The organism is Sporosarcina gallistercoris (assembly GCF_050459885.1).
Classification (GTDB): Bacteria; Bacillota; Bacilli; order Bacillales_A; family Planococcaceae; genus Sporosarcina; species Sporosarcina gallistercoris_A.
The window spans coordinates 142,265-167,183 of the sequence record NZ_JBCMNO010000006.1; the positions used below are offsets into that span (position 1 = coordinate 142,265).

At 48.3% G+C, this 24,919-nt stretch carries 24 protein-coding genes; 10 read left to right on the forward strand and 14 right to left on the reverse strand.

Annotation, left to right across the window (positions count from 1 at the left end; translation table 11 throughout):
- The first annotated feature begins 19 nt into the window (after positions 1 to 19).
- The gene (locus ABE021_RS04620) at positions 20 to 520 is read left to right on the forward strand and encodes a DUF1648 domain-containing protein (protein ID WP_430287116.1); all 501 of its coding nucleotides are present in this window, start codon (positions 20 to 22) and stop codon (positions 518 to 520) included.
- 239 nt (positions 521 to 759) lie between these two features.
- Here ABE021_RS04620 and ABE021_RS04625 read toward each other — a convergent pair whose 3' ends face one another.
- Positions 760 to 1,023 (reverse strand): excalibur calcium-binding domain-containing protein, encoded by a 264-nt coding sequence (locus ABE021_RS04625; RefSeq protein ID WP_430287118.1) that lies wholly within the window; start codon positions 1,021 to 1,023, stop codon positions 760 to 762.
- A gap of 680 nt (positions 1,024 to 1,703) precedes the next feature.
- Between ABE021_RS04625 and ABE021_RS04630 the strand changes: the two genes are divergently transcribed.
- The 6 genes from ABE021_RS04630 to ABE021_RS04655 all read left to right on the forward strand — a co-directional run bounded on the left by ABE021_RS04630 (position 1,704) and on the right by ABE021_RS04655 (position 8,045).
- Positions 1,704 to 1,835 carry a hypothetical protein gene (locus ABE021_RS04630; protein ID WP_430287119.1) on the forward strand — a complete coding sequence of 44 codons (132 nt, stop codon included), beginning with the start codon at positions 1,704 to 1,706 and terminating at the stop codon, positions 1,833 to 1,835.
- A 154-nt stretch (positions 1,836 to 1,989) separates the two neighbouring features.
- Positions 1,990 to 2,829: a MurR/RpiR family transcriptional regulator gene (locus ABE021_RS04635; protein ID WP_430287120.1), complete on the forward strand. Its 840-nt coding sequence runs from the start codon at positions 1,990 to 1,992 to the stop codon at positions 2,827 to 2,829.
- Between the two features lie 112 nt (positions 2,830 to 2,941).
- Entirely contained in the window at positions 2,942 to 3,835 is an 894-nt protein-coding gene (gene murQ, locus ABE021_RS04640; protein WP_430287121.1) for an N-acetylmuramic acid 6-phosphate etherase, read from the forward strand.
- Positions 3,836 to 3,885: 50 nt separating this feature from the next.
- Complete coding sequence (locus tag ABE021_RS04645; RefSeq protein WP_430287122.1) at positions 3,886 to 5,265, forward strand: PTS transporter subunit EIIC; 1,380 nt, start codon at positions 3,886 to 3,888, stop codon at positions 5,263 to 5,265.
- Positions 5,266 to 5,346: 81 nt separating this feature from the next.
- Positions 5,347 to 6,417, forward strand: a complete 1,071-nt coding sequence (locus ABE021_RS04650; protein WP_430287165.1) for a DUF871 domain-containing protein — start codon at positions 5,347 to 5,349, stop codon at positions 6,415 to 6,417.
- A 194-nt stretch (positions 6,418 to 6,611) separates the two neighbouring features.
- Positions 6,612 to 8,045 carry a GGDEF domain-containing protein gene (locus ABE021_RS04655; RefSeq protein ID WP_430287123.1) on the forward strand — a complete coding sequence of 478 codons (1,434 nt, stop codon included), beginning with the start codon at positions 6,612 to 6,614 and terminating at the stop codon, positions 8,043 to 8,045.
- A 130-nt stretch (positions 8,046 to 8,175) separates the two neighbouring features.
- On the opposite strand, the gene ABE021_RS04660 is transcribed toward ABE021_RS04655, so the two are convergent.
- From ABE021_RS04660 to ABE021_RS04705, 10 genes are all read right to left on the reverse strand, one after another.
- Positions 8,176 to 9,909, reverse strand: a complete 1,734-nt coding sequence (locus ABE021_RS04660) for an AMP-binding protein (RefSeq protein ID WP_430287125.1) — start codon at positions 9,907 to 9,909, stop codon at positions 8,176 to 8,178.
- A 93-nt stretch (positions 9,910 to 10,002) separates the two neighbouring features.
- A complete protein-coding gene (locus ABE021_RS04665) occupies positions 10,003 to 11,481 on the reverse strand; it encodes an aldehyde dehydrogenase family protein (protein ID WP_430287126.1) in 1,479 nt (492 codons plus the stop codon).
- An 81-nt stretch (positions 11,482 to 11,562) separates the two neighbouring features.
- The gene (locus ABE021_RS04670) at positions 11,563 to 12,021 is read right to left on the reverse strand and encodes a hypothetical protein (RefSeq protein WP_430287127.1); all 459 of its coding nucleotides are present in this window, start codon (positions 12,019 to 12,021) and stop codon (positions 11,563 to 11,565) included.
- Entirely contained in the window at positions 12,018 to 12,320 is a 303-nt protein-coding gene (locus ABE021_RS04675) for a hypothetical protein (RefSeq protein WP_430287129.1), read from the reverse strand. The genes ABE021_RS04670 and ABE021_RS04675 overlap by 4 nt, the downstream gene beginning before the upstream one ends.
- A 51-nt stretch (positions 12,321 to 12,371) precedes the next feature.
- The gene (locus ABE021_RS04680) at positions 12,372 to 13,520 is read right to left on the reverse strand and encodes an acyl-CoA dehydrogenase family protein (protein ID WP_430287130.1); all 1,149 of its coding nucleotides are present in this window, start codon (positions 13,518 to 13,520) and stop codon (positions 12,372 to 12,374) included.
- A gap of 22 nt (positions 13,521 to 13,542) precedes the next feature.
- On the reverse strand, positions 13,543 to 14,736 hold the full coding sequence (locus ABE021_RS04685; protein WP_430287132.1) for an acyl-CoA dehydrogenase family protein: 1,194 nt from the start codon (positions 14,734 to 14,736) through the stop codon (positions 13,543 to 13,545).
- Between the two features lie 222 nt (positions 14,737 to 14,958).
- On the reverse strand, positions 14,959 to 15,393 hold the full coding sequence (locus ABE021_RS04690) for a Zn-ribbon domain-containing OB-fold protein (RefSeq protein ID WP_430287133.1): 435 nt from the start codon (positions 15,391 to 15,393) through the stop codon (positions 14,959 to 14,961).
- Between the two features lie 13 nt (positions 15,394 to 15,406).
- A complete protein-coding gene (locus ABE021_RS04695) occupies positions 15,407 to 16,570 on the reverse strand; it encodes a thiolase C-terminal domain-containing protein (RefSeq protein ID WP_430287134.1) in 1,164 nt (387 codons plus the stop codon).
- A gap of 17 nt (positions 16,571 to 16,587) precedes the next feature.
- A complete protein-coding gene (locus tag ABE021_RS04700) occupies positions 16,588 to 17,031 on the reverse strand; it encodes a MaoC/PaaZ C-terminal domain-containing protein (RefSeq protein WP_430287135.1) in 444 nt (147 codons plus the stop codon).
- Between the two features lies 1 nt (position 17,032).
- On the reverse strand, positions 17,033 to 17,482 hold the full coding sequence (locus ABE021_RS04705) for a MaoC family dehydratase N-terminal domain-containing protein (protein ID WP_430287136.1): 450 nt from the start codon (positions 17,480 to 17,482) through the stop codon (positions 17,033 to 17,035).
- A gap of 136 nt (positions 17,483 to 17,618) precedes the next feature.
- Here ABE021_RS04705 and ABE021_RS04710 point away from each other — a divergent pair, with 136 nt between their 5' ends.
- Positions 17,619 to 19,667, forward strand: a complete 2,049-nt coding sequence (locus ABE021_RS04710) for a helix-turn-helix domain-containing protein (RefSeq protein ID WP_430287137.1) — start codon at positions 17,619 to 17,621, stop codon at positions 19,665 to 19,667.
- A gap of 41 nt (positions 19,668 to 19,708) precedes the next feature.
- Here the strand turns inward: ABE021_RS04710 and ABE021_RS04715 are convergent, their stop codons facing one another.
- Positions 19,709 to 20,035, reverse strand: a complete 327-nt coding sequence (locus ABE021_RS04715) for a DUF378 domain-containing protein (RefSeq protein WP_430287138.1) — start codon at positions 20,033 to 20,035, stop codon at positions 19,709 to 19,711.
- A 144-nt stretch (positions 20,036 to 20,179) separates the two neighbouring features.
- Positions 20,180 to 20,680 (reverse strand): competence protein ComK, encoded by a 501-nt coding sequence (locus ABE021_RS04720; RefSeq protein ID WP_430287139.1) that lies wholly within the window; start codon positions 20,678 to 20,680, stop codon positions 20,180 to 20,182.
- Between the two features lie 294 nt (positions 20,681 to 20,974).
- Between ABE021_RS04720 and ABE021_RS04725 the strand changes: the two genes are divergently transcribed.
- The gene (locus tag ABE021_RS04725) at positions 20,975 to 21,421 is read left to right on the forward strand and encodes a DUF4385 domain-containing protein (protein ID WP_430287140.1); all 447 of its coding nucleotides are present in this window, start codon (positions 20,975 to 20,977) and stop codon (positions 21,419 to 21,421) included.
- Positions 21,422 to 21,479: 58 nt separating this feature from the next.
- On the forward strand, positions 21,480 to 22,376 hold the full coding sequence (locus ABE021_RS04730) for a diacylglycerol/lipid kinase family protein (RefSeq protein WP_430287141.1): 897 nt from the start codon (positions 21,480 to 21,482) through the stop codon (positions 22,374 to 22,376).
- 1,027 nt (positions 22,377 to 23,403) lie between these two features.
- On the opposite strand, the gene glpK is transcribed toward ABE021_RS04730, so the two are convergent.
- Positions 23,404 to 24,897, reverse strand: coding sequence for a glycerol kinase GlpK (gene glpK / locus ABE021_RS04735; RefSeq protein ID WP_430287142.1), 1,494 nt, complete (start codon positions 24,895 to 24,897; stop codon positions 23,404 to 23,406).
- Positions 24,898 to 24,919: the final 22 nt, after the last annotated feature.

Sequence of the window (24,919 nt, forward strand, 5' to 3'; positions counted from 1 at the left end):
CGAAAAGGAAGTGATGAACATGCGAAAGCTATCCCCTCATGTAGATACACACAAAACTAAGGGAGACCGGGTTTGTGATCTGATTGCTATCCTGATCTTTGTAGCGGTCATCATCTATACACTATTTCAATGGAATCAGTTGCCCGAGCAGGTCCCTATTCACTTTAACGGAGCGGGAGAGGTGGATAACTATGGATCGAAATGGTTTTTGTTTCTGTTGCCGATGATTAGTGCAGGATTGTTTGCATTACTTGAGTTTCTCGAGCGACATCCTGAAACACATAACTATCCAAAACACTTGAGTGAAACGAACGCACCAATGTTTTATCAATATAGCAGAAGACTGTTGAATCGTGTGAAAAACCTTTCACTCCTGTTAATGGTTTATATCCAGTGGGAAGTCGTTCGTGTGGCTCTTGGTTATTCGACTGAAATGAGCAATTTATTTTTCGGTGGGTTCCTGGCGTTGATGTTTGTCGTAATGTTTTTCGGGGTGTATCATATGAGGAAAATAAAGTGAAAAGAAGCATCTTCCAACCTAGCTGGTGGAAGATGCTTCTTTTATTGTTCGGACTTGAATTGAATAATTATCGATATAGAGTGGATAGACCCCGAATAACAAAGTGAGCGTCAATACGGGAGCAAAGATTTTGGTTCGAAGATGACATCAGCAAAAGCTAGGGCAATGACGTAGGTCACATATCCAATCGAGAACGGTTGTGTATTCGTCAAAACATTCCCTTGCAAACTAGCAATACCTTAACGCTCGCAAGCGATGCCGTCTTTGTCTCGATCCATTTTTGTATGAGCGTTATAAATTGCAGCGTTGACAGTAGGTGCATACTTCGTCTTTCCGCCAATGTTGCGTACTGTAGCGTTCTTTGCTACTCCACCTTTGTAAGTCTGATTCAGCATGGTACAGTTTTTGAATTTTGCGGGGGCAGCATCAGCAGGTTGTGCAGGGATTGTGGCGACGCCAAACGCTAATACAGTTGCGGTAAGAACAGCTCCAATTTTTTTCATCATGAACGCTCCAATCTGGGGATAGTATTTTAATACTAGTATACTAGGTTTCCAAATGAGTGGAAAGACATTTTTTTGAATAAGTTGATGAATTATGCATGGAACCCCACTAATTCTTCCATATTGCGGATTCTCCACGGGATTTGGCTGACTCATGATGCAATGTGAACGATTATACGTGTCAACTGGCTGAATCGATTATTGCATGGTGAATTCCCATCCCTCCACAAGTGGAGCACCACCCGATGAATCCCTTAAAGCCAGGGAATTGTGTCCCGGTATCGAGAAACTTCGCCAGGTGTCGGAGAAATGAGGAGAGCTGATTGGTAAAGGGCACTTGGTAAACGAGAACGCTCAATAGGAGATGGCCAAATGACAGGATATGTCGGGGAACGCGGAATAAGCTGGAGGTGAGGGAGTAGCCTTCCTTAAATAAGCGAAGCGCCCCCAATCAGTCCTTTAACGGGGTTGAATTGTGTCCCGTTATCGAGAAACTTCGCCAGGTGTCGGAGAAATGAGGAGAGCTGATTGGTAAAGGGCATTAGGTGAACGAGAACGCTCGTCAGGTGATGGCCAAATGACGGGCTGTGTCGGGGAACGCGGAATAAGCTGGAGGTGAGGGAGTAGCCTTCCTTCAATAAGCGAAGCGCCCCCGATCAGACCTTTGAAGGGGTTGAATTGTGTCCCGATATCGAGAAATTCCGCCAGGTGTCGGAGAAATGAGCCTATGCGATGGGGAAGTATCGTCCAGTGGCGAAGAACTCCCTTCACATGTCGGAGAAATCGTTCCAAGTGTCGGAGAACCACCATAAGTCGGGCAAATCTCAATAACTGTCGGAGAACGGGCGGATATGCTAGGGGCTAGTTGCTAGCAAAGTCACAAAAACGCAGTGTCTTGCAATTCTACATTGTCAAAAGACTCTTGTTTCAGTCATAATGGAAGGAATAGCTTAGGGGGAGATCAGAGTGTTAGGACAAATTAAGAATCAAATGAACCGGTTTTCAAAAACGGAGCTGAGGATTGCGGAGTATATCCTGAACCATGCAGAACTGATCCCAACGATGACTACAAAAGAGTTGGCTGCAAAGACGGACGTCAGTGAAGCGTCTGTTGTGCGATTCACCAAGTCAGTGGGAATTGGAAGTTTTAAAGCATTCAAGATTTTGTTGGCACAAGAGCTTGCGACAACGGAAGAATACATAACGGATTTTTCAATTACACAGAAAAAAGATTCTCCGTATGAGTTGTTTCAAAAAGTGGTTCATGTCAATCGTGGGGCGATCGAACTGTTACTGGCATCCATCGAAAAGAAAGAGCTCGAGAAGGCGGTCAAAGCGTTTCAAAATGCGCACCGGATATTATTTTATGGGGTAGGCGGATCGGCGATTGCGGCGATGGACGCTCAATTCAAGTTTGCCAAACTCGGGTACCAAGTGGAATATCATGCGGATTTCCATTACATGCTCTCCGTCATCCCTTTTTTAAGCGAAAATGATGTATTTGTTGCCATCAGTATGTCTGGTGAAACAAAGGATGTCGTCGAACTCGCAAGGTTTGCGAAAAAACAAGGGGCCACTCTGATTGGGATTACGAACTTGAACAAATCCCCTTTATCCAAAGAATCGGATATACAGCTGGCAACACCCAATGTAGAAAAGGATTTTCGGGTGGGAAGTATTACGTCCCGTATGACGCAGCTGACTGTGATCGACAGCTTGTACATCAGCTTAGTGAACCAAATGGGCGAGTCTATTATTGACCGGTATCAGAATGCCCGTGAACAGGCGGTGAAATTGAGAAGATAATGATTTTTGCATAAAATGAAATTACATTTCATATATTTCAATTAAACTATTGACTTGTAATTTCGTAAAAGCGTACAATAGAACCAATGAAACAGGTGGAAGGAGTGGGCGCATGCTTGAGAAATTGGGCACGGAACAACGCAATGCACAAACGATGTCCCTGGATACGATGAGTGTTGCAGACGTGCTGAGAGCAATGAATAAAGAGGATGGATCAGTAATAGAGGTGATTCACGAACAGTTGCCAACGATTGAAAAAACGGTGAATGCCGTAATCCATTCATTTCAAAAAGGGGGCAGACTGATATATGTAGGTGCCGGAACAAGCGGACGATTAGGGATTTTAGACGCAGTCGAATGTGTGCCGACGTTTGGAGTGTCACCAGATATGGTAGTCGGCTTAATAGCGGGAGGATTGAAAGCGTTCACAAAGGCTGTGGAAGGTGCTGAAGACAATCCAGAGCTTGGAGTCCAAGATCTTAAGGACATCCAGTTGAACGAAAACGATACGGTCATCGGGATTGCAGCAAGTGGCAGAACTCCTTACGTCATTGGAGCGCTGGACTATGCACGCAAAACCGCTGCTCATACAATCAGTATCAGTTGTAATGAAGGTGCTGAAATGAGCAGTCATGCTGACATAGCAATTGAACTTCCGACAGGTCCGGAAGTGTTGACCGGTTCCACGAGATTGAAAGCAGGAAGTGCGCAGAAAATGGTGCTGAATATGATTTCGACTGCTGCGATGATCGGTATCGGAAAAGCGTATGGAAACTTGATGATCGATGTGCAAGCGACGAACTTGAAACTCCAAGAGCGCTCGAAACGCATCATAATGGAAGCAACTGGGGTGGATTTACATACGGCAACGTCTTTCTATGAAGCTTCCGGGAAGCACGTGAAGACGGCGACTGTCATGATATTACTCGATTGTACGAAAGAACAGGCACAGGAAAGAATTGAAGCGACAGGCGGATTTGTTCGAAAAGCGATACAAAAAGCATAAGGTAGTGTGTTGGGCCATTCATGGATGAGAAGAGAAAGGGAGGGTTCAGGATGAGAAAAGAGCAGCAAATGGCAAATGGGATACTCGAGCATGTTGGCGGAAGAGACAACATCCGCAAGATCGCCCACTGTATGACACGCCTTCGTCTAACGCTGAAAGACGATAGTAAAGCGGATATTGCCGCTTTGAAAAAAGTGGAAGGTGTCATGGGAGTCGTAGTCGATGAAACCTTGCAAGTCGTTATCGGGCCAGGAACAGTAAATCGCGTAGCGGATGAAATGAGTCAGCTCACTGGGCTTGGAATCGGGGAAGAATCCGAACCGGAGTATGATAGCTTAACATTCGAAGAGCGGGCTGCAATTGACCGGGAGAGAAGGAAAGAGAAAAACCGTACACCGCTCAAGAGTTTCTTGAGACGAATCGGTAACATCTTCATCCCGCTGATTCCGGGACTTGTCGCATCCGGTATCATCAACGGAGCTGCAAACTTTGCGAAAAACGCAGGGGTCGATCCAACACAGACATGGATGCAGATTCTGCTGCTTCTCGGAACGAGTGTCTTCACGTACTTGGCAGTGATTGTCGGCTGGAACACAGCAAAAGAGTTCGGTGGCACGCCAGTACTTGGTGCAATCGCCGGAATGTTCTTATTCAATCCATTCCTTGCAGAGATTACGATTTATGGTGAACCTTTAGTTGTCGGCCGAGGTGGTTTATTCGGAGTTATTTTTGCTGCATTCCTCATGACGTTTGTCGAGAAGAATGTGCGTAAAGTAATGCCGGCAGCAATCGATATCATCGTGACGCCGCTGATTACAGTGCTGACTGTCGGCTTCTTCTCCCTCTATGCAATCGTACCGGTTGCGGGGCTGCTGGCAGACGGAATTACAAAGGGATTGACAGCTGTCCTTGACGTAGGTGGAGTTGTCGCAGGTGCTGTCCTTGCAGGATTCTTCCTCCCGCTCGTTATGGTAGGCTTGCATCATGGACTCACACCGATTCACTTGGAATTGATCAACACATACGGAAACACGGCATTGCTTACCATTCTCGCGATGGCGGGAGCTGGGCAAGTCGGTGCTGCAATGGCGATCTTCGTGAAAACGAAAAACCGTCGCCTCCGTAATATCATCAAAGGAGCATTACCGGTAGGCTTCCTTGGCATCGGTGAACCGTTATTATACGGGGTTACGTTGCCGCTAGGTCGTCCGTTCATCACCGCATGTATGGGTGCCTCGCTCGGTGGTGCATTCCAGGCAGTGATGCATACAGCAGCAACAGGTATCGGGGTTTCAGGGATTTCGTTAATTCCTCTAATCGATGATGGCAAGTACTTGTTCTACTTCCTTGGCTTGCTCATCGCCTATGGCGGCGGATTCCTATTCACGTACCTCTTCGGATTCAAAGAGGAAATGGCACGCGATATTTAACACATCCCAGCATTCATTCCCATTGTGTAAAATGGGGATGAATGCCTTACTTTTTTAATTGGGAAAAGGAGAGTGAACGGTATGATGGGCATGTCTGTCTATTTAGGAACGGTGAACTTTGAAGAGCATGAACAACGTATACGTGAAATGAATGCAGTTGGCTTTAAGTCCATTTTCACATCACTTCATATTCCGGAAAATGATGCCTCCGCGTACAAAGAGGAAGTACGACTGCTTGGGAAATTAGCGCAGGAGCTCAAGATGGAACTGATGATCGATGTAAGCCCCTCCGCATTGGATTCTCTTGGATTCACGCTGGAACAGGCGGAAGGCTTATTGGAATGGGGAATCAGCGGGTTGCGTCTGGACTATGGAATCTCACCGGAAGTCATTGCAAACTTGTCCCAAGTGATGCGTGTTGCATTGAACGCAAGTACAGTGACACACGAAGAACTGAGTGACATGAAAGCGGCAGGGCTAAGACTGGAAGCGACTGAAGCATGGCATAACTTTTATCCGCGGCCTGAAACGGCATTAGGACTGGAAGATTTCATCAAACGGAACCATTGGCTGCAAGACGAAGGCGTGCGTGTCATGGCATTTGCTCCAGGAGACGGACAGCTCCGAGGACCGCTGTTTGAAACGCTGCCGACGCTTGAAAAACACCGTCATGCATCCCCGCTGGCATCTTGTTTGGAACTGATCCGCGAAGGATATGTCGATAAAGTGCTTATTGGAGATCCAGGGTTGAGTGCCGAGAGCTTAAGTCAATTCGAAGCGTATCAGCATGGCAAAATCTTGCTCCGTGCCCATGCTGCAGAACAGGCGGATGAACAAGCGCTTGCAACAGCTGAAACACTGCATACGAACCGTCCCGACAGCGCACGCGACGTCATCCGTTCCAGCGGATCCCGGCCAGCGGCTATGGCATCTGGAAAAACCGTTCCTGCACAGTATTGCGCACCGCGGCCTGTTGGAACGATCACCATCGATAATGAGCGCTACCTGCGCTATCAAGGTGAGCTACAAGTGACGAAAGCCGATCTGGTGGCTGACGAGAGAGTGAACGTTTTGGGACAAGTCATCGGAGAAGACATAGCTTTACTGAACTATATCGGCGGCAATCAGCAATTTGAAATCGCATGGGTTTGAAAACACCTCCTCTGACAATTCGTCGAGGAGCTGTTTTTTGACGCAAAATCCTACAATCAGCCAATATTAATCCGATATGGTACTATTTTTCAATTCTATGAGTCTATGAACTCCGGACTATGTTACTATAATAGAAAAAGTGGTTTTAGTTTTTATTCCCACTGATGTCCAGTGTGATGACGGAGGAAATGCGAATGACTGATGAATTGTTGACTCCCATGAGAGAAAAGGCGTTGCAATTACGGGTGGAAGGTCGTTATAAAGAGTTAATCGAGCATTGTGATGTATTACTGGAAAAAGGGTTGAAACGGCAAGATCACAAAGCGGTGTTATGCGCACATATACATCATGCGGCTGCTTTTTATAGTATCGGTGCGATTGAAGAAGCGTTTTTAAGTGTCGATGCACATCTCCAATATTGTTCCCAATATGGGGATGAGAACGAACAACTGAATGGCATCAACATCCTCGTCATTTTGTATGATTACAATAAGGACTACACAAAAGCGAAGAGTGCGCTGATGCGTGGAATTGAATTGGGAACGCGTCTTAAGCGTTGGAACATGGTTAGTAATGCCTTCAGCAATTACAGCCACATTTGTGCGAGTGAAAAAGATTTTGAGGGTGCTCTTGAAGCCGGGCTGAGTGGACTTGCAATGGCTGAACGATATCATCCGGATAGGCCGATTCTCAGTTTCAGAGTGAAGTTGAACATCGCAAATGCATATGTTGGGCTTGGTGATACGGATCTCGCAGGACAAATGATTGAGCAAATGCTGGCGGATCCCCTCCTGGACACCCATAAGCGGGAGAAAACACACTGCTATGATTTGTATGGTCGCTATTTAGTGGAGACCAAAGAATATGCAAGTGCTATGAAAGCTTTTAATGTAGCAAAGAAGGAAGCATTGGACATAAACGACCTCCTGTTACTGAAGGAGATTCAAGAGAGGCGTTGTGACCTATGTGAAATTCTGGATGATCGGCAGCTAGGTTTTGTCGTGCAGCAGGAATATATTAAGTTGTTAAAAATACTTCAGCAGCAGGAGTTGGCGAAAACTGCTCTGAAACTGGAAATGAAACATAATGTGGCTGCGATTGAACGAAACGCAAAAACAGACTTTCTGACTCGATTCTTCAATCGCAGACATTTAGAAGAAACCGCTGCGAATTGGCTGGCAAAGGCAGCTCAAACAGGCAGCCCGATTTCCTGCATTGCACTCGATCTCGATAATTTCAAGTCGATCAACGATACGCATGGTCACTTGGCGGGCGATGAGGCATTAAGAGTAATCTGTACGATATGCCGAACTGTATTGTGGAAATCGGATTCAACGGAATTGTTAGCACGTTATGGAGGAGATGAGCTGGTCTTCCTCTTGAACGGCGCATCGCGGGCTGATGCAGCCGATCGAGTCCATCACCTGCTGGCCGAAATCCAGAAACAGGGGATTACCTACAATGAGGAACTCATACCCGTCACTGTGAGCGTTGGAATTGCAGACAATTCCAATGGGCTCTTCACACGGTTTTCAGAACTCTTCTATAGGGCGGATCAAGCGTTATATCAGTCAAAAGCGAATGGCAAAAACCAGCTAACTGTATATGAAAGTCCTGTATTGCAGTGAACTTGTAGGCGTGAGCATCTTCTGAAAAGGAGGTGCTTTTATTTTGGAATGAAAAAGGGGAATGGCTCCCGCATTCACCCCGAATCTGTTTATAGAAAAACGCCCCACCACTTGGGTGAAGCGTTCTCGATCATTGGTTTTCAAGCTCCATTTTCTTCAAATGGATTTTGGAAATCTTGCCTGCTGCCGTCATCGGGAACTGTTCGAGGAATTCGAGTTCCCGTACTTTGGAGTAATGGACGACCCGCTCATTCGTATACGACATCAGTTCTTCTACACTGAGTGTAGTGCCCGGTTTAACGATGACGAACGCTTTCGGGATCTCCCCGACCCCTTCCACAGGCTTCCCGATCACAATCGCATTTTGAACAGCAGGGTGGGACACGATCACTTCTTCAATACGGCTTGGATACACGTTATATCCATTGTATATCAGCATCTCTTTCTTCCGATCCACGATCGCAAGGTAGCCGTCCTCATCGATAATTCCGATATCTCCGGTGTGCAGCCAGCCGCCGCGCAATGTCGCTGCAGTTTCTTCAGGTTTATTGAAATATCCTTTCATCACTTGCGGGCCTTTAATACAGATTTCGCCGCTTTCGCCTGGAGGTAGAGGCTCTTCACTGATTCCATCAAGGGAAACGACTTTGATTTCTGTATTATACGTAGGCAATCCAACGGTTCCGATTTTGTGGACACCGCCCGAAATCATGACACTTCCAGCCACCGAGGCTGTGGCTTCGGTCAAGCCGTAACCTTCTCCGACACGTGCATTCGGGAACATGTCTTTCAGCAAGCTCATCCCTTTTTGAGAAAGCGGAGCAGCTCCAGAGCTGACATTGCGAATGGCGGAAAAGTCATATGAATCGATTCCTGGCAGATTTAACAGCACGTTCCACATGGCAGGGGCTCCATTAATGGATGAAACTTTGTATTTCTCCATGAGTTCCAAGAATTGAGTCGGCACAAAGCGATCAGGTAGTAGCGTCGTTACGCCTTGGGCCATCGGAGAAACGATCATTCCGATGCCGCCCGTAATGTGAAACAGAGGAGAAGGGCTTAACCGGACTTCTTCCCCAAGGGGGATCAAATACTTCTTCTTATATGCCTCTGGATCTTGTTCCGCTGCTACAAAACGAAGTGCGCCGTCTTCATCGACTACAGGCAATGCTCCAGCTGTCCACGCGGCAATTTGTGTGATATTGCTGACCAGATTTTCATGAGTGATCATGACACCTTTCGGGCTGCCGGTCGTACCGCCTGTATACGCGATGTGAACGAGATCTTGCTGAGGATCGATTCCAGGATCGAATTCTTCATCGGATGCAGCAGATTTCAATGCAGCAAAACTGTGCCAGCCTTCATATGAAGACACGTCTACTGGGTACTCGTTTGTGAAAATCTCGGATTCACCCGTCATAATGACGTGCTCGACACATGTGTCTGCGAGCACTTCCCGAATGGAACGTGCAACGGATTCATGGGTGACGACCACTTTCGTTTCAGAATCATTCAGCTGATAAGTCAGATCGCCTGCAGGCAAATAGGGATTCAGAGGTGAATAGGCAGCACCGGTTAAAATAATCCCGTAGTACGCCGCGACATATTGCGGACAGGTCGGCAGATGCGTGGAAACGGTCATTCCTCGCCCTACGCCAAGCGTGCGAAGGGCATTCGCAAACTTTTTTGCTTCTGTATAGATTTGGCTATACGTAATCCGCATGTCACGGTAGATGTATGCATCTTTGTCACCGTATTGTTTAACGCTTCCTTTTAAAATGGCGCCTGCCGTGACGTTCGGGATATCGAGTGTTTCTGGCAAATCTTGATCGTAATTCATCCGATTTGAAAGTTTAACGTTCATTTGACCACCGCTTTCTCAAGAATTGACTCAACTCATGGATTGTACGCCATCTACTAGTTCTCGACCGACTGCAAACTCACCGGTGGGTAGGGGTTACATCTCAATAACGCATGCTTTTTCACGTGAATAGTCTTCAATCGAGTCCGTTCCGAATCCACTGCTCTTTACTCCTCCGAACGGCAGGTCCACACCAACTCGTGCATACGTATTGACCCAAACGTTTCCAGCATCGAGTGCGGCTACCATCCGGTGTGCACGGCTCAAATCAGAAGTCCAAACACCCGCTGCGAGTCCGAATTCCGTATCGTTGGCCAACGCAATCGCTTCTTCTTCCGTATCGAACGGAATCATAACCGCCACAGGGCCAAAAATCTCTTCCTGACAAACTCTTAATGAATTGGTCTCGGACTTTAGCAAAGTAGGCTCGACCCAATACCCTTCCGCTAAGTCGCTGCGATCCGGGATGAGTTCAGTACCGCCTGAACGCCCGCCATATACGAGCTCAGCACCTTCATCCAATCCAAGCTGGATGTAAGACTGGATTTTCTCGAACTGTGATTTAGTTGCGATAGGCCCAGTTGTGGTAGTTGGCTCCAAGGTGGGGCCGAACTGTTTCAACTGAGGGTTTTGCAGGAATTGTTTAACTCCCTCGGATACCTCGTCAATAATCGAACGATGGACAAGAATGCGAGAACCTCCAACACATAGCTGACCAGAGTTCCCTGTGAAAATGCTGTAGGTACAGATGGCTTCAACCGCCTTTTCAATGTTGGCATCTGCAAACAGGACGTTTGCAGACTTCCCGCCGAGTTCGAAGATCAAAGGTTTTGGTTTCCCTGCCGTTGCTCTTGCGATGGAGCTGGCAGTACCGCCTGACCCAGTTAAACTCACTTTATCAACAGCAGGGTGACTGACAAGGGTATCGCCAATTTCAGAACCAGGTCCGCAAATGACGTTCAGAACACCTTCCGGGAAGACATCTTTCAGCAATTTACCTAAATGAAGGGAAGAGACTGCCGCCTGTTCAGAAGGTTTGATGACCACTGTATTTCCAGCAGCGAGTGCATAAGCTGCTTTGATTGCAAAAGTGAACAGGGGAGCATTCCAAGGCGTGATCCCGACAACAACACCATACGGTTCTCGCAATGTGTACCCAAGACTAGTGGGGCTCATCGGAACGGTCTGACCGCGATTCGCTTCTGCAGCTTTCCCGGCTGCATCCAGCCAAACTTGCTGGAGGACGGGAATCAGCCCATACGTCGTTTCCCGGATCACCCAGCCATTGTCTTGAGTTTCGAGTGCAGCAAGCTCGCCGCCATTCGATGCAATGACTTCTGCAGCGTCCCGTAAACAAGCCGCCCGCTCGCTGGCAGACAGCGCTTTCCAGGCAGGGAAGGCTTTCTGTGCGGCTTCGATTGCAGTGACTGCGTCTTCTTTAGAACTTTTCGGAACGCGTGCCCATGCTTTCCCAGTAGATGGATCGATACTGTCGGTAAGGCTGCCGCCCGTTGCTGCCCGCAGTTCTCCGCCAATCAAGTTCTGATACTCTTTCAAGTCTGTCGACACTGCCATAATCATTCTCCTCCTCGTTTTAGATGTTTTTTATTCTAATGAACATTAGTATTTCGGGTGGATCTGGAATCGTGTCAGTGTCTAGTGGGAACCGCTCGTAACTCCCGCGAACCCGCTCATAACGCGGGCGAACCCGCTCGTAACTCCCGCAAACCCGCTCATATCCCGCGCAAACCCGCTCATAACGCGGGCGAACCCGCTCGTATCCCGCGCAAACCCGCTCGTAACTCCCGCGAACCCGCTCATAACGCGGGTGAACCCGCTCGTAACGCGGGCGAACCCGCTCGTATCTCGCGCAAACCCGCTCGTAACGCAGGCGAACCCGCTCGTAACGCGGGCGAACCCGCTCATAACGCGGGCGAACCCGCTCATAACGCGGGCAAACCCGCTCGTAACTCCCGCGAACCCGCTCATAACGCGAGTCAACCCGCTCGTAACGCGGGCGAACCCGCTCGTAACGCGGGCAAACCCGCTCGTAACGCGGGCGAACCCGCTCATAACGCGGGCGAACCCGCTCATATCCCGCGCAAACCCGCTCATAACGCGGGTGAACCCGCTCGTAACTCCGCGAACCCGCTCATAACGCGGGCGAACCCGCTCGTAACTCCCGCGAACCCGCTCATAACGCGGGCGAACCCGCTCGTAACTCCGCGAACCCGCTCGTAACGCGGGCGAACCCGCTCATAACGCTCATAACGCGCGAACCCGCTCGTAACTCCCGCAAACCCGCTCATATCCCGCGCAAACCCGCTAGTAATCCACGCGAACCCACTCATAACACGAGCGAACCTGCCCGTAACCACAGCCAACCCGCGCATAACCCGCGCGCAACCGCCCATAACCCACACCCATCACACGATTCCTATCAATAAAAACTACATTCAATAATTTCAGGAAGCCGGAACAGCGTCACGCGTCGTCGCTGTTGAATGCCAGCCGAGAGACTGTGCAGTCGCTCTGCGAGAATCGCGCACAGAACCGAAATAGTTTTCATAATAACGGGCGCGCTTCAAATACAATTGGACATCCAGTTCCTCTGTGAAACCGATGCCACCATGAATTTGAATCGAATCTGCAGCCGCTTTGATAAACGCCTTGGAAATGAAAGACCGAGCGCTATGGGCAGCGGCTTCTTTATCCTCTGCATTATTTTCAACAGCCCACGCAGCATAGTAGGAGAGGGAACGGGCCGTCTCCAAATCGAGCTTCATATTCACGATCCCGTGCTTGATCGCTTGGAATCGTCCAATCGGCTGATTGAACTGAACCCGGATCTTCGCGTATTCCGCTGTCATTTTCACAAGCTCATCCATTCCGCCGACCATGCTGGAACAAAGTGCTGCATTGAAATGCAGTAACCCTTTTTTCAGCATGTCAGCAGCATGCCCCGGCTCGCCAAGTAACTCACCGGGCGCTCGATCCAATGTGAGTTCAGCGAGTTGCTGGGTTTCATCCATCACAGAAAGCACTCGTGATGACGCAACATCACTCGCTTTAACAAGGAATAACGATTTGCCTTCGGCAGTCTGTGCACTCGTGATGAACGTATCCGGTTCACCGATGACAGGGACAAGCGTTTTCGTGCCGGAAAGGGCATATCCACTTTCAGTTTTAGCTGCAACGCAACTGAAGGAATTCGGGAACAAACTGCCATCTTTCTCATACCAAGCGATGGAAATGCTGCTCTCACCGGCAGCGACTTTAGGCAGACGAGCTGCTTTTTGTGCAGTCGTTCCATACGCTTCAAGTAAAGGGACTGCGAGTGCAAGCGTCTCCAGCTGCAGTCCGGGCAACAACACCCGTCCGGTCTCCTCAAAAACTGGAACGAGATCAAGTGCTCCTAAGCCTAATCCATCCAACTCTTCGGGAACCGGGATAGCGGTCACACCCATTTCAGCAAGCCCGGCAGCGGCAGAAGTCACCACATCGGGTTTTCCGTTTATGACGGCACGGGCGGCTTCCGTTCGTTCGAGATCATTCATATATTTCCGGATGGCTGTGCGGAACAGCTCCTGTTCTTCACTTAATGCAAAATCCATACTGGTCACCTCACCTTTATCGTTATCGTCCTAAGTCTTTAGGAAGTCCGAGAATCCGTTCACCGATCGTATTGCGTTGAACTTCGCTCGTACCTCCGCCGATGGTTGCGCCGAATGAAGCCAGGTATTGGCCTTGCATCTCTGCGTCGAATAGCGAATCTTCATGAGTCAATACGCCGGAATGACCTTGAATGGTCATCGCGAAGTCGAAGAGTTCTTTCGTTAACTCACTGACTAGTAATTTATCTAACGAACTCTCCGGACCTGGACGACCGTTTTTCAATGTATGGGTAATATTCCGATAGTAATTCAGCTTGGCCCCATTAATGCGGGCATATAAATCAGCAAGTCCATCTTCCACGAATGGATCATCGATAAGAAGACAGCCGTTTACACGGACGGTTTTCGCCATGTCAATCACCAGGTCGAATTGCTGTTCGAGCGTAAAGACTTGTGCCGCTATGCCCGAACGTTCGTGGAGCATAAGAGCAATGAGGACAGCCCAGCCCTTTCCTTCTTCACCCACGATATCTTCGTCTGTCGCAATCGCATCAGTCAAATAGACTTCGTTGAATTCCTGATGTCCATCCATTTGAACGATCGGACGCGTTTCGACGCCTTCTTGGTCCATATCGAGAAGAAACACCGTAATGCCTTCGTGTTTCTTTTCAGACTGACTCGTTTTCGTGAGCAGGAAACACCGGTCTGCCAGATGCGCAAAACTGGTCCACACTTTTTGACCGTTGATGACCCATTTGCCATCTTTTTTGACAGCCGTTGTCTGGAGAGCAGTCAGATCGGAACCGGCCCCAGGTTCTGAGTACCCTTGACTCCACACTTGTTCGCCTGTCAGGATTTTCTCGATGAATTCCTCTTTTTGAGCATCGGTTCCCAGTTGCATAAGCGTCGGTGCGACCATGTGGATTCCGATGTAGTTCACGAGAGGAGGGGACTGGACGCGAACCATTTCTTGGTGATAAATGATTTCTTCCATAAGCGTCGCGTCACGCCCGCCATATTCTTTCGGCCAGGAAATCGCTGCCCATCCGCCTTCATATAAAGTCCGCTGCCAATCGCGGAGGAATTTTGAGTAGTGTTCATTATCTTCAGGAAGTTTGCGATCCCCTTGTAGCCAGCCCTTTGGCAAATTCACCTCAAGCCAACCCCGCAGTTCCCCGCGAAACTTCTCTTCCTTCTTCGTAAACGTAAAGTCCACAAAAGCACACCCTTTCTTAACTGAGATAACAAACGGTGTTGATTTACGCTGCAGACAGATGCTTTCCGCGGGCTCGATCTCAGCCTCCTCGTTCGCTTACGCTCCCTGCGGGGTCTTCAATCTTCGCTGATTCCGCCGGAGTCGCCGTCTTCCGCTCCAATCAACGGATTTTCTATAACAAGTAGGATATTTTATTAATGATAGAAGGGAATTCAAGCCCTTCTATCCCCGGGCTAACACCCACTGCGGCAACGCCCGGTCATCTGTAATATCCACCCACGTCATTTTCAGCGGCATCCCGATCTCCACATCTGCCGGGTCGCAATCCACGATATTCGCCATAATCTTCACGTCAGGCGCAACATCCAGTGCAGCCACTGTAATCACAGTCGGCAAGTCATACTGGAACCCCGGTAAAAATGGTCGGTACGACACGATGTATGAATACACCGTCGCCGTAATATCCGAACCGAGCAACTCCCACTCCGTCTCCGGATTTCCACAAGCCGGACATGCAGGACCCGGCGGGTGAATGAAAGTGCTGCACGCTGTACACTTTTGCAATTGAAGCTCATGTCGATCCGCGGCGTCCCAATACTCATGATTATCCCGGGTCTTCAATGGAATCGGCTTTTCATATGCAGTCTGTTTAGTCATCAAGACGCCTCCTTTAATTTCGTAAGATCATCGCACCTGCGATGTCAGGACCTGCCCAGCCGGTTGCAATGCCGAGCTCGCAATCCTTCACTTGGCGATGCGTCCCTTTATAGTCGTGACGCAGTTGACGAACGAGTTCCAATACGTTGTTCATGCCGTGAGTGTACCCTTCCGAAAGCATGCCACCCGCAGTATTGGAAGGAAGACTTCCTCCCATTTTCAAATTACCTGCCGCAACGAAATCGCCGACTTCACCGCGTTTAGCGAACCCGTATGATTCCAGCTGCCGAAGCACGACCCAGCTGAAACAGTCGTAAATCGATGCGACTTGAATATCTTCCGGTTTCACGCCGGCGGATTTATAGAGCTCCGCAGCCGCATGGTCCGCTGCAACTTCGTCGACCTGCGTCCAGTAATGAACATGTGAATGTGTTGTCCTAGGTGCCATCCCTGCGATGTAAACCGGTTTCGATTTACAGTTTTTCGCATTTGCAGCCGACGTCACGATGATTGCATTCGCTTCATCCAACTCTACGCAACAGTCATGGATATTGAAGGGCATACTGATGTCAGGCGTTGCAAGATACGTCTCCATATCGAGCGGTTTCCCATTCAGAAATGCATTCGGATTGCGCTGTGCATGTTCATAGAAACTGATGCAAACGTGACCAAGATGCTCTTTCGTGATGCCTGTTTCATGCATATGCCGGTTCGCGAACATCCCGAACCATTGGGTAGGAGAAGCAGAGCCGTATGGCATGATGAAACTTCCGCCTGGCAGCATCTCCTGGAGCATATTCGGATCATATCCGCGTCCGACTTTTTCACCGGAACTGCCATTCATCGAACGATAGATAAGCACGGTTTCGAGCATGCCTGCTTCAATTAAAGCAACCGCATCTGCAATGAGCAGTTCCGTACTGCTGCCACCGCCGCTTATGTCTTTTACATACTTCGGATGACATCCAAGGTACGTCCCGAGTTCGTGTGAAGGACAAGAATCACCGCCAGTCGAATAGTTCATGATTCCATCAAGGTCTTTCGCTTCTAATCCTGCATCTGCGAGCGCATTGCGAGCGGCAGTAAGTGCCATATGGAGGGGAGTGGTCCCCGATCTACGAGAGCGCTGGTTTTCGCCGACCCCGACGATTGCGCATTGGTTTGAATACGTTGACATGTATGCTGCCTCCTTAGTCAGTCGTTCTCGATGGTACAAGTAAGACTTGCAGAACCCGTTCCAACCCGTTCTCCAGGGGCTTTCTCTGCACTCAATTCAAGTTCTGCTACACGTTTGCCGTCGATTTCAGTGACACTCTTGACAATGCCGCTGCATGTGATCGAGTCGCCCGGCTTCGTCATCGCCCCGAAACGCATATTGAATTTGCTGACGACTGCTTCCGATCCAGCGAGTTCTTGCACATATTGGCCAAGGAATCCCATGATAAGCATTCCGTGGGCGATGACCCCATCCATGCCGATACTTTGTGCAAACGCATCATCGGTGTGAAGAGGATTCAAATCGCCTGAAGCTTGCGCATAGTGAACCAGCTGTTCGCGTGTTACAGCTGGTTTTACGAGTGTTGGAAGCTGCATTTCTGCATGCAGTTCAGAAAATGGAACATGTGTAATCGCTTTCATTTCAATTGGCCCCCTTATGTGCGGGTCTATAGATAATCGTGTTCCGCGATACTGCAGCGAGAACACCATCCTCCGTTTTCATTTCCGTATCGAGCACGAGAAACTGCATCGTCCCGCTTTTTCCGACGCGGTCATACACATCCGTTACAGCCATCGTGCATTCAAGACGATCTCCAACCCGGACCGGTTGATGGTAGATGAATTCCTGCTCACCGTGAAGCATCCTTTTAAAATCCAACTTCAATGGAAACTCTGCATTGCTGCCGAGTGCAACTAAAAAAGTGGGTGGAACTGTCACGCCTTCATAAGCGGTTCCAGCCGCATAGGTTTCATCAAAATAGAGAGGGTTCTCATCACCGATTGCTTGTGCGAATCGGGTGACGCGCTCTCGATCGATTTCTGCAAGGTAAGGTTTGCTGGCGATTCCGATCATGCTTTTATCCAAATCCATAAGGCACCTCCAAAAGCTTCAATGTAAAGATTCTACCTAATTAAAATAGTATGTTAATTTAGTTGACAGTACAATGTATGAATCTCTATAGTTAGCAGTAGATAATTGGAGATTGTTCCACAAGGAGGAGCGGGATATGACGTTACCAATCGAAATGCTGCTTACTCGAATCGGAATCACAGTGCCCTATTCGTTATGGATTGCAAAAGATGAGCTGCAGCAAGTCTATCCGCTCGTAAATAGGAATGGAATGGTACCTCCGAAAACGAAAAAGGTATTCGGAAAACCGATCCAAGTGATACAAGAAGAAGGGAGAAGTGTCATCCAATTCACGTATTCACAGGAATACCGAGTCATTTTATTACTAGAGGGTGCAGCGGTTTTGGAGGGACCCGAACTCGAACTGCTCTTTGACTTGTTGTACAAAGGGTATTCCGAATATGCCGATGAAACCGGACGCGCCAAACTAGCGCGCATAGTCGACAGTATTCACTACACGACGGCGTCACTCGACCTGGAAGACGTTTTTTCGAACATATTGACCCATACACTCGACGTCATTACGAATGCTGATTACGGAACACTTTGGTTGTTTGATGAAGCACGAGGGAAAATCATCTGCAAAGCATCGGAAGGCTATCGATTTGAAGAGATCCAGCAGATGGAGTTCGATTTAGGGGAAGGTCCGGTTGGACATGCATTCGCAGTCGGGGATCCTGTTTTGATAACAGATCCTAAAGACATCGAGCAGGATAAAGTCAAGAGGATTTCAGAAGAGAACAAACAGCGCTGGGGGAGACGGGTAGAAGATATTACGAATGTCCGGTCTGTTATCGCCTATCCGATCGGGGTGGATGGGCGGATTGAGTGTGTCATGTATTTAGGGCAGATGAATTCAGAACAAGTACTGACAGAACGGGATTTGTGGTTGTTGCAAATTTTCACGGCGCAGGTCGGGATTGCAATCCGCAATGCAAAACAGTTTACTTACATACGCGACTTGAACGATAAGTTAATGCAGCGGGATGCGATCCACGCAACACTGACAGAGTTGTCAGTCCGCAACATGGGAACGGAGAAAATGATTGAAGAACTGAGCCGGATGGCAGGACAGCCCCTGATGTTCGCGGATTTGTTAATGAATGAGATGATTCCTGCATCCGCAAGCTTGCCTTCGAGGGTGACATTCAACAATCTGCTTGAGAAGATTCAACTGGAAGGGCAGGCAAAATCGATGGAACTGAGTCCGGCAGATGACGTCATTTTGTACCCGATTCGTTCAGGATCTGTTGTACTCGGCTGCCTCATTGCGCATTCATCACAGAAATTGGAACGATTAAGTGAACTGGTGATTGAACAAGGAAGCGTGCTGCTTGCGCTGGAACGGGTGCAAAAACAGAATGTATTGGCGTTTTACTATAAAAACCAGCGGGAACTGTTTGAAGAACTGATCCATGCCAATGACCCTTCCATATTGCATGAAAAAGTGGAAGCGCTCGGCATTAGAAATGTGGGAGGATTTGCGGTTGCCATGCTGCAAGTGACCGGCTGCCCGGATCCCCAGGAATTAGAAGCACATATTTTCCGGGTCATTGCAGCATTGCGTTCATCTGCTGCCGGACTGATTCAAACTGTTTTCGGATGGCAAAACAAAGTGATCGTGGTAGCGGGAGTGAAAGGACCTTGGGAGTTAACGTTGTTTGAGAGGAAGTTGGAGGAGTTGCTCATCCACCGGTCCGATTTCAAAATGGCCTATAGGCTTCACGGCGGAATCGGCTCGCTCGTTCATGAGACGAGTCAAATCGAGCAGACATACCGAGAGGCGGAAATCGCGCTGACCAATCCGCTTGCTGGTCAGCGGAATCGCCCCCTCGTACGCTATACCGATATTGGCATCAGCCGATTATTCACAAGCCGGAATACGGAGGAAGTGGATAAGTTTCTGACGGATATCTTTGATCCGCTTCGAGAAGCGGACCGCTCGGATGGAACGTTGGAACAGACGCTGCTCGCTTACTTTGCAAGTAACCGGTCAACGGGGGAAGCTGCAAATAAGCTACACATCCATATTAATACGCTGTACCAGAGATTGAAGAAGATAGAAGAAACCCTTGGACTTTCGTTGAAAAATACAGATGATGCACTTCAGCTTCAGCTCGCTTGCTACTTGCGTCAACGCACATGATGTATAAAAAACACCGCCATGACACTCGGCGGTGTTTTCATTTAGAGCATCGTATCATCATCTGAACGACGTCGAGCCGCATCCCGCTGCTCGGTGAAATCGGGTTCATCTCCGAATTCGGTTCCATAATTCGGATTGGCGAAACGAGCGCGTTCCACTTCTTCATCCGTCGCATCGTGTGTTTCAAACAAAATTCCGAGGCTGACGATTCCACTGATCCCCACTAACGTATAAACGATTCTGGACAAAATAGAAGCTTGTCCGCCAAACAGGGTGGCAACTAAGTCAAATTGAAATAGTCCGATGAGACCCCAATTCAACGCCCCGATAATGACGAGAACGAGTGCAATCCGTGTCACGATTCGCATGTTTTCAACTCCTTTTCTAATTAGGATGTCATTTTCCAGTTGCAGAAAATCATCCAACCTTAGCTTTTGTCAAAAGTTGTTTTTCATACCTCCATAAAAATAAAAAAACGACCAAAAATATGGTCGCCGACATGTTGCGTACCGTTACCGATTCATCCGTTCACTATTGAATAGATATTGTTCAAAGTAAAGCTCCTTCTTTGTTTGCGCATAATGACTGAGTAACGTATGCAATCGACCACTTTGTTGAAGAATGATATGTAAAGAGGCTGGAACTGTAACTTTGATACCTGTTGGAAATGTAAGTTCGGTTTTCTTTTTACCAATTTCCCGAGTTGTAAAGAAATGATTGAAAATCCAACAGCACGTAGCGTGTTTGGAGGAGCTCGTCGGAAAGACACCGACACCATCAGAAAGAAGGAACGGCGGCTTATGTTTGAATTTCAGAATTTCACAAGCGGCTTGTTTTTGTATAAGCTTCGTTGTATGGCTCCTCACACAAGCTAAGTTGAGAAGTTCCACTGGTGATTTTTGTGAAGTGTAGGTTCCATGCAACGTTACGATTTTGGATCGATTTCCATCCTCATCTTGGTGAGCCATTAGTGCTAATGCTTGGCTATCAAGCAAATAACTTTCACAATGCATTCCATATCAGCTCCTATATCTGTTTAATAGTTCCATTATACGACATAATTAGTAGTTGGAATAGTGTGAAAATGCAACTAGTTGTCGACAAGATTCGACTTTTTAATGGGGCGTTGGATATAGCGACACTTAACAGACCGGTACCATATATTCCATTGACACCACTTAAGATGAATTCATTGAATGCTCCCGTTTTCTATGGAAATAACGAAAGTTAAAGGAATTGTTTATTAGATGACGCCTGTTTTGATAATGCTTCGAGGGGGAAAAGAGGACTAAAGGATGTGATTCTACTTGCCATTCGACTATGAACTCGACTACAAGAACCTCGATCTCCGCAAGTCTCCGGAACTTTATAAAGTAGGTAAAGGGGAACAGGGCGTATTGCTCGTTGAACCGTATAAAAGTGAGATTCTTCCACATTGGCGTTTCAAGACACCGGAAATTGCGCAAGAATCTGCGGATAAAATTTGTGAACTCTTTGAAGAGTACCGTAAGAATGATGACTTTGTTGGAATGGATATGGCACGTAAATTCATTCAGATGGGATACACGCGAGCACGCCGGTATACGAATTACAAAGGCGGACGCAAATACAATGAAGATGGTTCGATCAAAGACCGTCAAATCGATGAGGAGAAGGCGGAATCTGCTGCTGTTTTTAAAAAACGGTGGGATGAAATACGAAAGGACGAGGATTATTTGAAGCGCAAGAAAGCGCATCAGAAATCTTTCGGATAAGAAGGTACCTTCTCTCGACGGTACTGGATGCAATGGAGAAAATGAAGGAGGAATCCGGATGCGCACGTTTAACAAAGCCCTGCTCATCTACAACAAACTTGCTGGGGATGCAGACGTGGAAGCGAAACTTGCAGCGGTTGTACCGGTTTTAGGGAAAGCAGTAAAAGAGTTGACGATGATCAGTCCCGAAAGCACGGCGGAAATGCGCCAGATTTGTGAAAAAGCCGGTGAAATGGAACTTGTTGTGATCATGGGGGGAGACGGTACGGTTCATCAAGGCATAGATGTCATTTCTAAACTTGAGGAACGCCCATTGATCGCTATTTTACCTGGTGGGACATCGAATGATTTTACGAGGACTCTTGGAATACCTCAAAACTTAGGGGATGCGGTTGAAGCGCTATTAACTGGTGAAATCCAAGCGATCGATATCGGGAAAGAAGGAAATCGGCACTTCATAAACTTTTGGGGGATCGGTCTCGTCGCAGACACATCCGAAAATATTGACGAGGACCAAAAGAAAAGTTATGGTCCTCTCAGTTATATGGCAAGTACGGTGCGAACGATACGGGAAGCAGAAAGTTTTCCATTTCATATCGTTTCTGAAGGTGTCGACATCCATGGCGAAGCGATTGCGATTTTTGTGTTAAATGGAAAGTCGCTCGCCACGACACCAATACCGATTGCGGCAATCAGTCCTTCCGATGGCAAGCTGGATGTGCTCGTTGTGAAAAACTCCAATTTGGCCATGCTGCGCGAGTTGGTGTCCCTACGGAAGCCGGAAACGAATAATGAGCAGCTCAATCTGCTGGAGTATATTCAAGTGAGCGAGTTGCACATCGATGCACCGAGTCAGCAGAAAGTGGATATGGATGGGGAGCTATACGATGTGCAATCGGGAAAGATAGAAGTGCTGCCAGGTCACTTGAGGATGCTGGTTCCTATCCTAAAATAATTCTTTAAAACGCTCCGTCGAAGAGGCAGAGCGTTTTTATGTTGTCGAACACTCTTGTTGGGTTCTCCATCAATTGGAAATGTTTGTCCGCCACTCGCGCTGCTTTGTCGATCACCTAGACGCATTTGTCCGACACCTAGCGGAATTTCTCGATAACGGCACACAATTCAACGGCTTTAAGGGATTAATTGGTAGCGCTTCGCTTGTTGAGGGATGGCTAGTCCCCCAGCTCAAGCAACCTCTGCGTTCCCCAACACATCCCGCCGTTTCTCCATCAATTGGAGATGTTTGTTCGACACTCGCGCTGCTTTGTCAATCACCTAGATGCATTTGTCCGACACCTAGCGGAATTTCTCGATAACGGCACACAATTCAACAGCTTTAAGGGATTAATTGGTAGCTCTTCGCTTATTGAGGGATGGCTAGTCCCCCAGCTCAAGCATCCTCTGCGTTCCCCGACACATCCCGCCGTTTCTCCATCAATTGGAGATGTTTGTCCGCCACTCGCGCTGCTTTGTCGATCACCTAGATGCATTTGCCCGACACCTAGCGGAATTTCTCGATAACGGCACACAAATCAAGAGCTTTAAGGGATTAATTGGTAGCACTTCGCTTATTGGGGGATGGCTAGTCCCCCAGCTCAAGCATCCTCTGCGTTCCCCGACACATCCCGCCGTTTCTCCAACACCTGATGAAAGTTCTCGATCACCAAGTACCCTTTACCAATCAGCTCTTCGCATTTGTCCGCCACCTAGCGAAGTTTCTCAATCACGGCACACAATTCCAGCCCGTCAAAAGACTAATTGGTAGCGCTTCGCTTGTTGTGTGGGCTATTCCATTACATAATGGGTCCCCAAGGCATTCAGAAATATTTCTCGATCACACAGAAACTCTTTTCCGACACCACGCTAAGTTTCTCGATACCGGCACGCAATCCTACACCGTCAAAGCATTAACTAGTAGCGCTTCGCTTATCAAACAATACAAAAAAGCGCACCCAACTCACCGGGTACGCTTCCTTAACACATCACTTAAACATCTGTGCAGCCTTTACCGCCTTTTGCCAACCGCTATACAACGAATCGCGTTCTGCGGCGTCCATCTTCGGCTCAAACTCATGATCCAGCTGCCAGCGGTCTGCAATCTGCGAGCAATCTTTCCAGAATCCGACCGCGAGTCCGGCTAGGTATGCGGCACCGAGTGCTGTTGTTTCGTTAATAGTAGGACGTTCGACGGGAACGCCTAATAAGTCCGCTTGAAATTGCATCAAAAAGTTGTTTGCGACGGCTCCGCCATCCACTCTCAACGATTTCAACGAAATCCCGGAATCGGCTTCCATCGCGTCCAATACGTCTTTCGTCTGATAGGCGAGGGACTCAAGAGTCGCGCGGATGAAATGTTCTTTCGCTGTCCCTCGGGTCAGTCCGAACACAGCACCCCGGACGTCACTGTCCCAATGGGGTGTGCCGAGTCCCACAAATGCGGGGACTACGTACACACCGTCGGAAGAAGTGACGCGTTCTGCATAGGCTTCGCTTTGCTCGGAACTGCGCAACATCCGCAATCCGTCGCGCAGCCATTGAATTGCTGAACCTGCCACGAAAATACTGCCTTCCAGCGCATACTCGACTTTGCCGTCAAGCCCCCAAGCAATCGTCGTCAATAAACCATTATCGGATTGGACGGCTTCCTCCCCAGTATTCATCAACATGAAACAACCGGTGCCATACGTGCTCTTCACCATGCCTTTTTCAAAACATGCTTGCCCGAAGAGTGCAGCTTGCTGATCTCCAGCGATACCCGCAATTGGCACCGCGCGTCCGAAGAATTTGCTTGGTTCCGTATGAGCATACACTTCAGAAGAGGGACGGACTTCTGGAAGCATTGCAGCGGGAACGTCCAAAATGTCGAGCAACTCTTCATCCCACTGCAAATCGTGAATGTTGTACATCAGCGTACGGGAGGCGTTTGAGTAATCGGTAATATGGGCTTTGCCGCCTGATAATTTCCATACAAGCCACGTATCGATTGTGCCGAACAATAGATCTCCACGTTCTGCTTTTTCCCGAGCGCCTTCGACATGATCGAGAATCCATTTCACTTTCGTGCCAGAGAAGTAAGGGTCGATCAGGAGCCCCGTCTTCTTGCGGATCAAATCTGCGTAACCGGCTTCTTTCAACTCATCGCAAATACTGGAAGTTTGGCGGGACTGCCAGACAATTGCATGGTAAATCGGATTCCCCGTTTCTTTGTCCCAAACGACTGTCGTTTCGCGTTGGTTCGTAATGCCGATACCCGCAATTTGATCAGGGGACAGATTCTTCTCTGACAACACGCCGGCGATCACAGATAGAATCGAACTCCAAATTTCAGTGGCATTATGTTCGACCCATCCAGTTTGTGGAAAATACTGTTTGAATTCTTGTTGAGCGGTGAACACGGATTCTCCAAGTTCATTGAACAAGATAGCACGTGAACTGGTCGTTCCTTGGTCGAGTGCAAGCATGTACGTCTCTTTCATACAACTTCCTCCCAGCGTGAAT